General features: G+C 70.1%; 15 protein-coding genes. 2 read left to right on the plus strand and 13 right to left on the minus strand.

Features of this window, described 5'->3' with window-relative positions; translation table 11 throughout:
- Positions 1-37: 37 nt before the first annotated feature.
- The 7 genes from GM656_RS03890 to truA all read right to left on the minus strand — a co-directional run bounded on the left by GM656_RS03890 (position 38) and on the right by truA (position 8,101).
- Positions 38-508, minus strand: coding sequence for a pyruvoyl-dependent arginine decarboxylase (locus tag GM656_RS03890; protein ID WP_162412330.1), 471 nt, complete (start codon positions 506-508; stop codon positions 38-40).
- 47 nt (positions 509-555) lie between these two features.
- Complete coding sequence (locus GM656_RS03895) at positions 556-1,770, minus strand: outer membrane protein assembly factor BamB family protein (protein WP_162412331.1); 1,215 nt, start codon at positions 1,768-1,770, stop codon at positions 556-558.
- Positions 1,771-1,840: 70 nt separating this feature from the next.
- Positions 1,841-3,061 (minus strand): proteasome-activating nucleotidase Pan2, encoded by a 1,221-nt coding sequence (gene pan2 / locus GM656_RS03900; protein ID WP_162412332.1) that lies wholly within the window; start codon positions 3,059-3,061, stop codon positions 1,841-1,843.
- A gap of 106 nt (positions 3,062-3,167) precedes the next feature.
- A complete protein-coding gene (gene pepF / locus GM656_RS03905; protein ID WP_162412333.1) occupies positions 3,168-4,958 on the minus strand; it encodes an oligoendopeptidase F in 1,791 nt (596 codons plus the stop codon).
- A gap of 38 nt (positions 4,959-4,996) precedes the next feature.
- Positions 4,997-6,142, minus strand: a complete 1,146-nt coding sequence (locus tag GM656_RS03910) for a thiolase family protein (RefSeq protein ID WP_162412334.1) — start codon at positions 6,140-6,142, stop codon at positions 4,997-4,999.
- Positions 6,143-6,208: 66 nt separating this feature from the next.
- Entirely contained in the window at positions 6,209-7,186 is a 978-nt protein-coding gene (locus GM656_RS03915; protein WP_162412335.1) for a quinone oxidoreductase family protein, read from the minus strand.
- Between the two features lie 75 nt (positions 7,187-7,261).
- Positions 7,262-8,101 carry a tRNA pseudouridine(38-40) synthase TruA gene (gene truA, locus GM656_RS03920; RefSeq protein ID WP_162412336.1) on the minus strand — a complete coding sequence of 280 codons (840 nt, stop codon included), beginning with the start codon at positions 8,099-8,101 and terminating at the stop codon, positions 7,262-7,264.
- A gap of 96 nt (positions 8,102-8,197) precedes the next feature.
- Here truA and GM656_RS03925 point away from each other — a divergent pair, with 96 nt between their 5' ends.
- The gene (locus tag GM656_RS03925; RefSeq protein ID WP_162412337.1) at positions 8,198-8,713 is read left to right on the plus strand and encodes a GNAT family N-acetyltransferase; all 516 of its coding nucleotides are present in this window, start codon (positions 8,198-8,200) and stop codon (positions 8,711-8,713) included.
- Here GM656_RS03925 and GM656_RS03930 read toward each other — a convergent pair whose 3' ends face one another.
- Together GM656_RS03930 and hisS are read right to left on the minus strand one after the other, a co-directional pair.
- The gene (locus GM656_RS03930; RefSeq protein ID WP_162412338.1) at positions 8,714-9,133 is read right to left on the minus strand and encodes an SHOCT domain-containing protein; all 420 of its coding nucleotides are present in this window, start codon (positions 9,131-9,133) and stop codon (positions 8,714-8,716) included.
- A gap of 64 nt (positions 9,134-9,197) precedes the next feature.
- Complete coding sequence (gene hisS, locus GM656_RS03935) at positions 9,198-10,505, minus strand: histidine--tRNA ligase (protein WP_162412339.1); 1,308 nt, start codon at positions 10,503-10,505, stop codon at positions 9,198-9,200.
- Between the two features lie 267 nt (positions 10,506-10,772).
- Between hisS and GM656_RS03940 the strand changes: the two genes are divergently transcribed.
- Entirely contained in the window at positions 10,773-11,396 is a 624-nt protein-coding gene (locus tag GM656_RS03940; RefSeq protein ID WP_241692697.1) for an RAD55 family ATPase, read from the plus strand.
- 24 nt (positions 11,397-11,420) lie between these two features.
- On the opposite strand, the gene GM656_RS03945 is transcribed toward GM656_RS03940, so the two are convergent.
- The 4 genes from GM656_RS03945 to GM656_RS03960 all read right to left on the minus strand — a co-directional run bounded on the left by GM656_RS03945 (position 11,421) and on the right by GM656_RS03960 (position 14,087).
- The gene (locus tag GM656_RS03945) at positions 11,421-12,038 is read right to left on the minus strand and encodes a DUF7411 family protein (RefSeq protein WP_162412341.1); all 618 of its coding nucleotides are present in this window, start codon (positions 12,036-12,038) and stop codon (positions 11,421-11,423) included.
- The gene (locus GM656_RS03950; protein WP_162412342.1) at positions 12,039-12,386 is read right to left on the minus strand and encodes a DNA-binding protein; all 348 of its coding nucleotides are present in this window, start codon (positions 12,384-12,386) and stop codon (positions 12,039-12,041) included.
- A gap of 88 nt (positions 12,387-12,474) precedes the next feature.
- The gene (locus GM656_RS03955) at positions 12,475-12,936 is read right to left on the minus strand and encodes a 30S ribosomal protein S19e (RefSeq protein WP_162412343.1); all 462 of its coding nucleotides are present in this window, start codon (positions 12,934-12,936) and stop codon (positions 12,475-12,477) included.
- 116 nt (positions 12,937-13,052) lie between these two features.
- Positions 13,053-14,087 (minus strand): lysylphosphatidylglycerol synthase transmembrane domain-containing protein, encoded by a 1,035-nt coding sequence (locus GM656_RS03960; RefSeq protein WP_162412344.1) that lies wholly within the window; start codon positions 14,085-14,087, stop codon positions 13,053-13,055.
- Positions 14,088-14,159 lie beyond the last annotated feature (72 nt).

Genomic DNA, 14,159 nt, shown 5'->3' on the forward strand with positions numbered 1-14,159 from the left:
GCTGACATGATCGCGGCGAGCGGTCGCCTCGGCCCCGCTAGACGACGGGACGGCTCTCGCCGTACGTCGCGAGGACGACGGCGCTCGCGTACTCGTGTTCCGGCGCGACCGACTCGACGTACACCTCCTCCTCGACGAACTCCCAGTCCCGCAGGTCCCGCCCGGCGGCCAGTCCCTCGCGGATCTCCATCCGGACCGCGTCGGGGCTCGTTCCGTCCACCTCGTAGAAGATGCCCGGGCCGTCGGCGCTCCGGGCCCACCCGACGCCGGCGGCCGCCCGCTCGCCCGGTGCGGCGGTGGCCGACGACTGGACGACTTCGAGGGCCTCGCCGGGCGGCCCCAGGTCGGGCGCGCGTCCGACGACCTCGATGTCCGGGCCGGCCGGGATGACCGACGAGAGCGTGACGAGGTTGTAGTTGTGGACCCCCGCCTCGGCGAGTGCGGCGTCGTACGACGACAGCGCGGTCGGGCCGGTGGCGGTCCCCCAGACGACCCGAATGGTGCTCATGGGCGACACTCGACGGTCCGAGAGGTAAGGGGTTTCGCTTCACTGCCCTACGCCGGGACGAGCTTGTAGCACATGCCGGGGTCGTCGGCCTCGCCGTCGACGGCCCGCTCGGCGTAGTAGATCGCGTCGTCGGTGACCAGCGGCGCGCTGGTGACGTGCCCGCGGTTCGCCGTGGTCCAGACCGGCTCGCCGCTGTCACGGTCGAGCGCGTACAGCCGCGTGTCGTAGGAGCCGACGAGGACGTGATCCCGCGTCGCGACGACGCTCCCGATGATCCAGCCGCCGGTCTCGAAGCGCCAGCGTTCCTCGCCGGTGGCGAGGTCGATCGCGTACACGCGGTCGTCGTGGCTCCCGACGTAGACCGTACCGTCGTGGACCGCCGGCGCGCACATCGCGTCGGCGTCCGTCGAGAACGTCCACTCCTCGGTGCCGTCGGTCACGTCGACGGCCGTGACCGTCTCGGCCCACGACGGCGCGACGGCGAGCCCGTCGGCGACAGCGATCGGCGCTTTCACGTCGCCGCCGGTGTCGTAGCGCCAGGCCCGCTCAAGGTCCGGGAACGACCACGCGTAGCAGTACCCGTCGTTCGACCCGAACAGCAGGCGACCGTGCTCGCGGTCCAGCGCGACCGTCGAGTGGGGGTGGTTCGTCGGTCTGCTGTCGCGCCACTGCACGTCGCCCGTCGCGGCGTTCACCGCGGCGACGCTCCCGCTCGGCGCGGCGTGCTCGACGGCGACGTACAGCGACCCGTTGTAGTACGTCGGGCTCGCGCCGATGGCGTCGCCCAGTTCCGTGCGCCAGCGCCGCCGTCCGGTTTCGAGGTCCAGCGCCGACAGCGCCCCGTCGTAGGCCCCGACGTAGACCGTGTCGTTGGCGACGGCGGGCGTCCCGTGGCTCCCGCGGGTCGCCTGCGTGATCGTCGTCTCCCACTGGACCTCGCCGTCAGTCGAGATGGCCCGCACCCGGCCGGTGTCGTCGGCCAGGACGATGTCGCCAGTCGGAGCCAGCACCGGGCTGCCCTTCGCCGCGGTGTGATCGCCGCGGTTCGCCGGCACCTCCCACGCCCGCTCGACCGAGTCGGGGAGCGACACGTCTCGATAGCCTTGATTCAGGAGCCCCTGGCGAAACTGCGTGGCGGCGTGCTCGTCCAGCGCCGTCGACGCCAGCGGGTCGAACTCGGCCTGACACCCCGCGAGCGTCCCCACCGTCGTCGCGCCGAGCGTCGCGAGAAACGCCCGTCGCGTCTGTCCCGTCCCGTGCACGCGAAGCGCTACCGGGCGTGGTGGCTTAAATCGCGCGACGGAGCGCAGCACGTGCGGACGAAAACGAGACTCAGGCGAAGGCGACGGGCACGCTGCTCGCGTCGTCGTCGCCCTCGATCTTCTCCAGGGCGTCGTGGAAGTCGGCCTGTTCGACCGTCGTCCGGCCGTCCCGGATGGCGAACATACCGGCTTCCGTGGCGAGCGAGGCCAGCTCCGCGCCGGAGAGGCCGTCGGTCTCGGTGGCGAACGCGCCGAGGTCCACGTCGCCCGCGAGGTTCATGTCCTCGGTGTGGATCTCGAGGATGCGCTCGCGGCCCTCGATGTCGGGGTTCGGCACCTCGATGAGGCGGTCGAAGCGGCCGGGGCGGAGGATGGCGCGGTCGAGCATGTCGAAGCGGTTCGTCGCCGCGATGATGCGAATCTCGCCGCGCTCGTCGAAGCCGTCCATCTCCGAGAGCAGCTGCATCATCGTCCGCTGGACCTCGGCGTCGCCCGAAGTCTTCGACTCGGTTCGCTTGGCCGCGATGGCGTCGATCTCGTCGATGAAGATGATGGCCGGTTCGCGCTCGGTGGCCAGTTCGAACAGGTCCCGAACGAGTCGCGCGCCCTCGCCGATGAACTTCCGGACCAGTTCGGAGCCGGCCATCTTGATGAACGTCGCGTCGGTCTCGTTGGCGACGGCCTTCGCCAGCATCGTCTTGCCCGTCCCGGGCGGGCCGTGCAACAGGACGCCGCTCGGCGGCTCGATCCCGATCTCTCGGAACTGATCGGCGTTGATGAGCGGCTCCTCGACGGCCTCGCGGACCTCCAGGATCTGCTCTTCGAGCCCGCCGATGTCGTCGTAGCTCACGTCGGGCGAGCCGTCGACCTGCATCGCCTGGGCGCGGGCGTCCGTCTCGGGGTCGAGGATCTGCTTGACGCCGAAGGAGTCGTTGATGGCGACCCGGTCGCCGGCTTCGAGGTCGTCGCGGATCGACGGCGACACCTCGGTCAGGACCTCCTGGTTGTTGCCGTGTTGCTTGACGACGACGCCGTCGTCCGTCAGCTCCTCCGCCGTCGCGATGTACAGCGAGGAAGTCTTGAGCGTCTCGTTCTCCCGTTCGAGCTGGTCGACCTCGTCCGTGAGATCGGTCTGGCGGTCCCGGGCGGCGTCCAGTTGTTCGGTGAGCTGTTCGTTGACCTCGACGATCTCCGTGAAGTGTTCCCGGAGCGCCTCCAGACGCTCGTCAGGCGTCATATCGGGGTCGAGTTCCAACCGTGGTCGTTCCGGAAGCGAGGGACTGCGCGACATTTGGATGAGCGGTACTAAACGGTTGAGACACAAAGTGCCTTCGGGTCACGGGGGTGAGAAACAGTGGCAAACAGAGAGCGGTACTCGGCGGCCGCCGATGGCCGACCTACAGCAGGCTCGCGAACTCTTCGAGGTAGTCGCCGTAGGTCGACAGCGCGGCGTCGACCGGCTCCGGGCTGGCCATGTCCACGCCGGCGTCGCGCAGCAGTTCGAGCGGGTACTCCCGGGAGCCGCTGCGGAGGAAGTCGACGTAGCGGTCTGCGGCTGGCTCGCCCTCTTCCAGAATCCCGTCGACCAGCGCGACGGCCGCCGAGATGCCGGTCGCGTACTGGTAGACGTAGAACGCGCGGTAGAAGTGCGGGATGCGCATCCACTCGCGGGCGATGCGGTCGTCGAGCACCGCGGGCTCGTAGTAGTCGCCCTTCAGGTCGGCGTAGAGGTCGTCGAGCCGGTCGGGCGTCAGCGGCTCGCCGGCCTCGGACATCTCGTGGGTCCGCTGTTCGAACTCGGCGAACATCGTCTGGCGGTACAGCGTCGAGCGGAACCGCTCTAAGTACTCGTTGAGGATGTGTCGGCGCAGGCGCTCGTCCTCGACGGTGTCGAGCAGGTGGTGGGTCAGCAGCGTCTCGTTGACCGTCGAGGCGACCTCGGCGACGAAGATCTCGTAGCCGGAGTAGACGAACGGCTGTTCCTCGCTGGTGTACTCCGAGTGCATCGAGTGGCCGAGTTCGTGGGCCAGCGTGTACATCGACTCCACGTCGTCCTGGTAGTTCATCAGGATGAACGGCTGGGAGTCGTAGGTCCCGCCGGAGTACGCGCCCGACTGCTTGTGTTTCGTCTCGTAGACGTCGACCCACCGGGAGTCGAGCCCCTCGGCCAGCCGGGACTGGTAGTCCTCGCCCAGCGGCGCGACGGCCTCGGTGACGTACTCGCAGGCCTGCTCGTAGTCGATTTCGGGCGACTCCTCCTGGACGAGCGGGACGTAGAGGTCCCACATCCGCAGTTCGTCGGCCCCGATGGCCTCGCGCTTGAGGTCGGCGTGGCGGTGGAGCGTGTCGAGGTTGTCGTGGACGGTGTCGACGAGCGTGTCGTACACCTCGCTCGGCACGTTCGGCCCGTCGAGGGCGGCCTCGCGGGCGGTGTCGTAGTTCCGCGCGTTCGCCAGTTTCACGTCGGTCTTGACCGCGTTCTTGTAGGCCGTGCCGACGGCGTTGCGGACCGTCTCCCACTCGTCGTAGAACGACTCGTACACCCGTTGGCGGAAGTCGCGGTCGGGGTGTTTCTGGAGGGTCGTGAAGTTGTTGAGCGTGACCGGCTGGCGGTCGCCGTCGGGGTCTTCGACGCTCGGGAACTCCATGTCGGCGTTGGCGAGCATGTTGTACACCTCGCCGGGCGCGCCGGTGACCTCGCCCAGTTCCGCCAGCAGGGTCTCGACCTCGGCCGAGCGGGTGTGCGGTTTCATCCGGAGCACGTCGTCGAAGTAGTGCTCGTACGGTTCGAGACCGGGTTCGGTCTCGATCATCGCCTCGATGTCGTCGTACTCCAGGGCCTGCAGTTCGGGTTCGAGGAACGAGGCCGCCGAACTCGCCTCCGAGGACAGCGACTGCGAGCGCGCGGTCAGCGCCTGGTAGGTGTCGTCTGTCGTGTCCTCGTCCCGGCGCATCCGGGCGTAGGCCGCGACGTTCGAGACGGTCCGCATCAGTTCCTCGTAAGTCTCTAGCGTCTCTAGCAGGGTCGCGGCGTCCTCGGTGGCCCGTCCCTCGTAGGCCGCCAGGTCCGCGGTCAGTTCCTCCGCCCGCGCGTAGGCGGCCTCCCAGTCCTCGTCGCTGGCGTAGAGGGAGTCGAGGTCCCACTTGTACGCCTCGTCGATGTCGCTCCGTGCGGGTACCGAACTCATGGCCCGCTCTTTGACCGGCGGCGAGGTAAGCCTTCGTTTCACCGGCGCGAGAGAATCGTCGCGACGGCGGCGTTCCCGAACCCGCCGACGTTACACGCGAGCCCCACGTCGGCGTCGACCTGGCGCGGTCCCGCGGCGTCGGTCAGTTGCTCGTACAGCTCGACGGCCTGAGCCACGCCGCTCGCGCCGATGGGGTGGCCCTTCGACTTCAGCCCGCCCGAGGTGTTGACCGGGAGTACGCCGTCACGGGCGACGGTCCCGTCTTCGACGAGCCGCCACGCCCGGCCCCGCTCGGCGAGCCCGAGCGCCTCGAGTTGCAGGAACTCCAGAATCGTGAACATGTCGTGGAGTTCCACCACGTCGAGGTCTGCCGGTTCGAGGCCGGCCGCCTCGTAGGCCCGCTCGCCCGCCGTGGAGACGGCGTCCATCGCCGTCAGGTCCGACCGCTCGTGGACGACCTGCCGCCCGGTCGCGCCCGCGACGCCGGCGACGCGGGCGTAGTCGTCGGTCAGTTCGCGGGCGCGCTCCTCGGTCGCGAACAGCAGCGCCGCGCTGCCGTCGGAGATGGGACAGAAGTCGTACAGTCGGAGCGGGTCGGCGACGATCGGCGAGTCGAGCGCCGTCTCGACGGTGAGGTCCGTCTGGAAGTGCGCGTTGGGGTTGTCGACGCCGTTGCGGTGGTTCTTGACGGCGACGCGGGCCAGCGACTCCCGTGACGCGTCGAAGCGCTCTAGGTAGCGCCGCGCAGTCAGGCCCGCGAACGAGGGAATGGTGACGCCGTGTCTGTACTCGGCGGGGTGGGTGATGGCCGACACCACGTCGGATGCGACGGGCGTCGAGAGGTGCGTCATCTTCTCGCCGCCGACGAGCAGCGACAGGTCGCTCTCGCCCGACGCGACCGAACGCCACGCCGCGGCGATACCGGCCCCGCCGGCCGCCGAGGTCTGCTCGATGCCGGTGGCGTAGGCGCTCCCGAGGCCGAGGTCGGATTTCAGGGCGTTCACGAGGCCGCCCTTGGACTCGTAGGCCCCGCCGGACTCAGCGAGGTAGAGGTGGTCGACGGCCCGCGGGTCGACGCCGGCGTCGGCGAGACACGCCTCGCCCGCCTCGACGAGCAGGTCGCGGAGGCGGGCCTCGCGAACGCCGAACTGGGTCATCGACGCGCCCGCGACGGCGACGGTCATGCCCGAGTGGTCATTCGTCGTCGACCTATCTCTTTCGGTGGGTTGACGGTGTCGGCTGGGCGGTCCCTACGGTTCCAGTAGGACCTTTCCCTGCGTCTGCCGGCTCTCGACGTGTTCGTGGGCGGCCGCCGCGTCGGCGAGGTCGAACGCGCGGTCGACCTGCACCGCGACCTCGCCCGCCGACAGCGCCGACAGGACCGGGGCGAACGCGCCGAACACCCGGTCAGGCTCGCGGTCGGCGGCCTCGCCGAGGTGGTAGCCGCGGACGCTGTGGTTCCCGAAGATGAGCCGCGGCGTCGAGACGCGCGGCACGTCGCCGCTGGCGAGTCCGTAAGTGACGATTCGGCCGCCCGGCGCGAGCGCGTCGAGGCTCTCCTCGAAAGCGTCGCCACCGACCCCGTCGAGCACGAGGTCGACCCCCGCGCCGTCGGTCGCTTCTTCGACGGCCTCGGCGACGTCCCGGTCGGCGTAGTCGATGGTCCCGTCCGCGCCGAGTTCGGCGACGAAGGACCGCTTCTCGGCCGTGCTCGCGGCCCCGAGGACCGTCGCGTCGGTCTGCGTCGCGGCCAACTGGACCGCGGCGGACCCGACGCCGCCGGCCGCCGCGAGCGCGAGCACCGTCTCGCCGGCGTCGAGACCGCCCCACTCGAACAGCGCGTTGTGCGCGGTGAGCCACTGGATGGGGACGGCGGCGGCCGCCCGGAGCGAGAGCCCGTCCGGGACGTGCCGAACTCGCGCGGGGTCGGCGACCACGGCCTCGGCGTAGCCGCCTCGCAGGACGTAAGCCGTGACGCGCTCGCCGGGCGCGAATGCCTCGACCGCGTCGCCCACAGCGTCGACCCGCCCCGCGACCTCGATACCGGGCGCGTACGGCGGCGACGGACCCCCGAAGTACGTCCCGCGGCGCTTCGCGACGTCGGCGAAGTTGACGCCCGCCGCGTCCACGTCGATCCGAACCTGCTCCGGGCTCGGGTCGGGGCGCGACCGCTCCACCACCGTCAAGACCGAGCTATCGCCGTGTTCCGTGACCTGAACGGCTCGCATGGGCGTGGGTGCGACGGCGGGGCGCAAAACCGCTGTGGCTCGCCGTCGGTCCGGGCCCAGTTTCCGAGTCTTTGACTACAGTCCGTCGCTGAGATGGCCCGCGACGCGAGCGACGGCGAGCGCGCGTCCGCGCCGCTCCTCGAAGGCCGCGCGCGCCGACGCAGCGGCCTCCTCGTCGACGGCGAAGGTCACGCCCGGATAGCGCACGTCGGTCAGCACGAGCGGGGCGGGCGGGGCTGGCGCGACGCCGTCAGGGCCGCTGACCGGGTCGGGCGAGAGCACTCGGTCGACCCGCGCGAGGTCGGCCGACCCGCGACCGACCGCGGCCGCCAGGCCGACGAGCCGACGGACCAGTTGCCGGCAGAAGCCGCTCGCGGTGAACCGAACGACCAGCACGTCCCCCTCGCGCGTCCACTCGACGTCAACCGCTCTGACGGTGCCGTCGTCGTCGGGCGTGAGGTTGTGAAAGTCGTGCTCGCCGGCGAGGGCGTCGACGGCGTCGGCCCAGCGGCCGTCGTCGAATCGCGGCGAGGAATCGCCGTCGGCGGTCGCTCCGCCCCGGGTCCGCGGTGCGTAGAGGTAGTAGGTGTAGGTCCGCTCCGCGGCGTCGTGGGTCGCGTGGAAGTCCGCGGGCACGTCGGCGCTGGCCCACGCGCGAACGTCGTCGGGGAGTTCGCCGTTGAACGCGGTCGGGGAGAGCCACTCCGGCGCGGCGAAGGCCACAGTCTGCGCCCGGGCGGAGACGCCGGCGTCGGTCCGGCCGGCCGCGGCGTATCCCGGCGGGACCTCGTCGCGCTCGCAGATCCCGAGTCGCGCGAGCGCCGAGAGCAGTCGGCCCTCGACGGTGTCCACGTCGGGCTGGCGCTGGAAGCCGTGATACGCTCGGCCGTCGTATGCCACCCGATAGGCGCGCATACCGGTGCATCGCCGGCGAGACACTTGGCTCGCCCGGAATCCCACCTGTTGGGAAGGATAGGTGACCTTAGGCGGCGTGAGTTCGTAGGGGCCCCCATGACTGACGTCCCCGAGCCCGGAGCGGAAACAGAGCTCCCCCGCCCGCCGAAGACGTTCGCCGACGAGAAAGGGCGATCCGTGACCGTAGAGGCGTACGAGGACGGCGACGACGAACCGCTGGTCGAGATGTACGCCGCGTTCGGGTCGGAGTCGCGATCCCAGGGGGTGCCGCCGCGCACGAAACCGGAGATCCGGACGTGGCTGGCGAACCTCCTCGACAACGGGCTGAACGTCGTCGCCTGGCACGACGACCGCGCCGTGGGCCACGCCGTCCTCGTCCCCTACGAAGACACGTCGGAGCTCGCCATCTTCGTTCACCCCGACTACCAGCGGGCCGGGATCGGCTCACAGCTCATCCGCGTCCTGCTCGGCTACGGGCGCGACAGCGAACTCGAATCGGTCTGGCTCACCGTCTCGCGCTCGAACAAGATCGCGCGCGAACTCTACGAGTCGGTCGGCTTCGAGACGGTCACGCGGGACCGGGTCGAACTCGAGATGGAGCTGGCGCTGTAGTCACTCCCGTTCGAGTTCGAAAGCGTCACCGTCGGCCGCGTCGGCGGCTTCGTTCGCGTGATCGGCCACCGAAAGTCCCTCCGTCTCAAGCAGTCGGTCGAGTCGCCGCTCGAACTCCTCGTCGGACAGTTCGCCGCGGGCGTACCGCTCCCGGAGCTGCTCGACGGGGCTCTTCGAATCTACTGTCGGTACGTCTTCTACGGTCGGCTCGCCGTCGTCCCCTGGTGACTCGACCAGCGGGAGGTCCGAGCCGAGGAGGGCGACGAGCGGGATCAGGATGAACCAGCCGGTAATCAGCGCCGCAGGTGCGAGCGACGACCCGAATCCGGCCACGCTGGCGAGCATGGTGACCCCGAGCGACAGGACCCCGATGACCGCCGCGAGCTTCCACCGCGGGAGGGCAATGGTAGGGAGGGCCATATCCGAGAAACGACGTGGCGAGCGCAAAAAACTACTGTCGTGCGGAACGGTCCTCGTGCGCGCCTTACTCCGCGAAGTCCTCGAACGTCGGCCGGTCGCGGTCGCCGGGGAACTCGGACAGCGGAACGCTCACCTGCTCGCCGCCGTCCATCTCCTTGAGCGTCACCTCGTCGTTATCGAGGTCCTGCTCGCCGACGATGACGACCGTCTCGGCGTTGACGCCGTCGGCGTAGCCCATCTGCGCGCCGAACGAGCGGTCGGCCACGTCCGACTCGACGACGTGGCCCCGCTCGCGCAGTTCGCGGGCGATGCGGGCCGCCGTCGGCCGGGTGTCGCCGACCTGCAGGACGTAGTAGTCCGTGGATAGCTCCTCCTCGGGCCAGACCCCGGCGCGCTGACAGAGCAACTGGAGCGTGGCGTGGCCGGGCGCGAACCCGACGGCTGGCGTGGGCTGGCCGCCGAAGCCCTCGATGAGGTCGTCGTAGCGGCCGCCGCCGAACACCGACCGAGAGACCTCGCCCGTCGAGTCGAAGCACTCGAAGACGACGCCGGTGTAGTAGTCCAGCCCGCGGGCGGTCGTCAGCGACAGCGTGAGCTGGTCGCGGACGCCGAAGTCCGCGGCGGCGTCGAGCACCGCGCGGAGGTTCTCCGTGGCCGCCCGAACGTCATCGGAGCCGGTGATGTCGCCGAGCGCGTCGAGGCCGTCCGCGTCGACCTGGAGCATCTCGTCGAATTTGTCCGACTGGCCGTAGTTGAGGCCGGCCTCGACGAGGGCGTCGTGGTACTCCTCGCGGTCGATCTTCGCGCGCTTGTCGACCGCGCGGATGGCCGCGGGCACGTCCACGTCGGCCTCGAAGGACTCCAGCAGCCCCGCGAGGATGTCGCGGTGCGAGACGCGGATCTCGAAGTCCTCGTCGGACAGTCCCAGTTCGGTGAGCATGTCGACGGCGACGGCCAGAATCTCGGCGTCGGCGGTCGGCTCCGACGACCCGAAGATGTCGACGTTGGTCTGGTAGAACTCCCGGAACCGGCCCTGCTGGGGCTCCTCGTAGCGCCAGAACGGCCGCGTCGACACCCACTTGATCGGCTTCGAGAGCTCCTGTTGCTTGGCGACGACCATCCGCGCGACGGTCGGCGTCAGCTCCGGCGTCAGAGCGACCTCGCGGCCCCCCTTGTCCTCGAAGCTGTACAGCTCCTCGACGATCTCTTCGCCGCTCTTGTCGACGTACATCTCGGTCGGTTCGAGCGCCGGCGTCCCGATCTCTCGGAAGCCGTAGCGCCGCGCGACGCCCTCCAGCGTGTCCATGGCCCACCGCCGGGCCTGCATCTCCTCGGGATAGAAGTCGCGAAAGCCCTTGACGGAGTCGTACATGTCCGCGCCTACAGGCAGGGCGCGCTTGAAGCTGTCCGTTCACCGGCGTCGTCGGCCGGCCGAGCGTGCTGTGAGCGGTGACTGGAGGAGGGCTCGGGACCGGAACGCCGGTAGCTGACGGCTTTCAAGCGCTTCTCCCCCGCCGCCGTAGCGTGCGACTACGCGTCGACCGCGCTGGAGTAGCGAGTCCACAACAAAGCCACAAGCCGCGTACCACGGTACCATGTGCCAAGTCCGAGGGGCGCGCTTCTCCGGCGGGGTGAGACGGTGAGCGGACGGGTCGCGACCGGCGTTCGGGCGCTCGACAGGAAGCTCGACGGCGGGATTCCGACGGGCAGTCTGGTCACGCTGCTGGCCGAACCGGCGAGTCAGGCGGAGCTGTTCCTCGCGGAGTTCGCCGCGGGACAGCGGACGGTGTACCTCTCCGGCGAGCGGACGCCGACCGCCGTCACGTCGTCGCTCCGGACCCGCGGCGCGTCCGAGGACCTCACCGTCAGCCGCCTCGATCGCGAGGCCCCGGTGAACGACGCGCTCGGCCACCTCGACGGCCTTCCGAAGGAGTCGCTGCTCGTCGTCGACCCCGTCGAACCGCTCGAACGCGCCGCCGACGGCGAGTTCCGCTCGTTCCTCGAAACGCTCCGGGCCGCGCTGTCACGGACCGAGAGCGTCGCCGTCCTGCACGCGCTCAAGCACGGCTCCTCGCCGCCACAGCGCCACCGGACGGAGTACCTGAGCGACGTCGTCCTCGATCTCGAAACCGTCCGCGCCGACGACTCGCTCGACAGCAGGCTCTTCGTCCCGAAGTTCCGCGGCGGCCGCGCGCTCACCGAGCCGCTGCGTCTCGAACTGACCGATCGGATCGACGTCGACACCAGTAGAGACATCGCGTGAGCGGCGGCGTCCAGTAGACGGCGGCTACCGCAGCCCGCGGACGCGAGACTGCGTGTGGTCGGGAAAGACCTCGTCGACGGCCCCGCCGCCGTACTCGGTCCGCAGGAGCGCCCGCAGTTCCACCTCGTAGTCGGCCTTCGGGACCTCGGCGCTGGGCCCGCGCTCGACGACGAGTCGGTCGGCGGCCATCGCGTCGATTGCGCCGCGGCCGATTCCGGCGAGGGGCGCGAGGTAGTCCACGCCGAATCGGTCCTCGACGCTCTGGGCGAGCGGTCGGTCGACCGTCGGCACGCGGTCGTCGCGCCGCGTTCCATCGGCGACGGCGTCGATAGTCTCGACGGCGTCCGCGTCGGCGACCCACTCGCCGGCCGCTACGGTTTCGACCGCGTGTTCGTGGACTCGCTGGATGCCGTTTCGCGGGTAGCCGTCGTCGTGCATCTGCTCGACGGCCTCGCGGGCCACGTCCGGGTCCAGGTCGACCGTCGCGTGGTCGAAGCCGACGGCCGACGCGGCCTCGCGGGCCGGCTCGGCGTCGCGAACGCCGAACGAGCCGCTGACGAGGGTCACGTCGTAGAAGGGGTCGAGCAAGAGCGCGGCGAGCGTCGAGTCTTTGCCCCCGCTGAACAACAGGGCGCAGTCCATCTACCGGCGCTTGATGTCGAAGCTCTTCGAGTCCGGCGTCAGTTCCGAGAGCAGCTCTTTCATCTGGTCCTCGTCGATCTGTCCCTGGACGCGCCCGCTCCGAGCCAGGGCGATGACCTGCTGTTCGACCTGCTCGCCGACCTGGGGCTTGGACATCTTGACCGTGTTGAGGCGCTTGCGCGCGCCGTCGGTGAGGTGCTGGCGGAGCAGCGCCTTCTTCTGGGCGTCGGCTTGCTGCTGGGCGGCCTCCTGGGCCTCGGGGTCACCGCCCTCCTGCTGTTCTTTGAGCTGTTCCATCTTCTTCTTGCGGAGCTCTTCGATCTCCTCCTCGCTGGGGTCGCCGCTCATAACTGGGATAACCTACTGGAGTCGGCCGGAAAACGATTTCGGAGCGGACGCTATCGGCGGGTCGGTCGAGAGAAGGGAGAGCCGTCAGTTACGCGTAGCGTTCGAGTTCCGGGCGGTCGAGATCATCGAGAACCTCGCCGGCCGTGTCGTCGAGGAGGCTGCGGCCCTCGCCGGTGACGCGGCGGCCGTCGCTCTCGCTGGTCTCGATGTAGCCGGCGTCTTCGAGCTGCTGGAGCGCCGTCCGGATGATGTTCCCGGAGCCCTTGCTCTTCTGGTGGGGACGGACGCGGTAGCGGGTGGTCCCCTGCTTCGCGGTGCCGTAGTCCGAGCGGAGGGCGTTGACGCCGACGGGGCCGTCAACGGCCACCTTCCGGAGCAGGCTGGCCGAGCGTCGCGCCCAGAAGTCCTCCTGTTCGGGCGGGAGTTCGCGGTCGACGCCGGTTTTGGTGAACGCGGCCCACTCGGGTGCTTCGATCTCGTCTTCGGCTGCGAGCGTCTCCGTGAGCGCCTCGATGAGGTCCTCGGGGGGAACGTCGTAGAGTGTCGCCATTGGGGATTCCTTTCCGTCGCCGTCATTTAAACGCGTCGTTACCGCTCGGTGGGCGTGAACCGTTCACTCGCCGCGAACGGCGACGAGGGCGACCGTCGGCGGGCCGGGGCGATCCGTCACGTCTCCGGTGACGCCGCGTGGTCGACGCCGAGTGCGGTGGCGACGCCGCCGCCGACGAGCGTCGGCAGGAGATAGCTCCCGACGCGATGGATGAGGACCGCCGAGGTCGCGACCGGCGCGGACACGGGAGCCGTCGAGACCAGCAGCGTCACCAGGACCGTCTCGATGGCCCCGGACCCGCCCGGGAGGGGAACGACGCTGGCGATGCTCCCGACGGGGACCACCAGGAGGACGACCTCGGCGGGGACCGGCGCGCCGACCGCGTACAGCGAGGTCCACAGCGAGGCGGCCAGACAGGCCCACCCGAACGCGGAGAGGCCGAACGTCTGGATGACCGTCCGGCGGTCCGTCGCGATGCGGTCGATGGCCGCGAAGAAGCGCTCGATTCGCGCCTCGATGCTCGCCGCGGAGGGCGGCGACCACCGCGGGACGACCCTCGCGACGGTGGTGACGACCGGCGTGAAGCCCCTGATGACGGCGGCCTCGATGCGGTAGCGGTGCTGCCAGCCGAGGACGGCGGCGACGGGGATGCCGAGCGCGAGGACGGCGACGGCGGCGGCGGCGAACGCCAGATTTCGCGTCAGTTGGACCGCGCCCGCGGCGACGAACGTGAACCCGACGATGGCGTAACCCACGGAAGGGAGGAAGTGGACGGTGTCGACGCTGGCGATTGCCGCCAGCCCGGTCTCGTACTCCGTGTCGGCGGCCGTCGAGATGAGCAGCGCGCTCAGGGGCTCGCCCCCGGCCTGTCCGAACGGCGTGACGTTGTTCGAGAACACCGCGGCGACGAACACGAGAATCGCGATGTGGGGCGACACAGGCGACCCGAGCGCCCGCAGGACCGTCCACAGCGCGAGGCCCCACGAGACCAGCCAGCACAGCGCGATACCGGCGACGGCGGCCAGCGCGACGGGGTCGGCCGTGGTGAGCGCCGCGAGCGTGTCGTCGATGCCGACGACCCACACCAGCCCCGCGAGGACGACGAGCGTCGCCGCGAACCCGACGAGGGTGGCCACCCGGTTCCCGTCCATACCGGGCACGTCGTGAGTCTCCGATTTCAACCCTCCGACCCCGAGGCGGCGGAGTCCGTCCACCGCCCCGTC

Source organism: Haloarcula salina, from assembly GCF_010119195.1.
GTDB classification, from domain to species: Archaea; Halobacteriota; Halobacteria; order Halobacteriales; family Haloarculaceae; genus Haloarcula; species Haloarcula salina.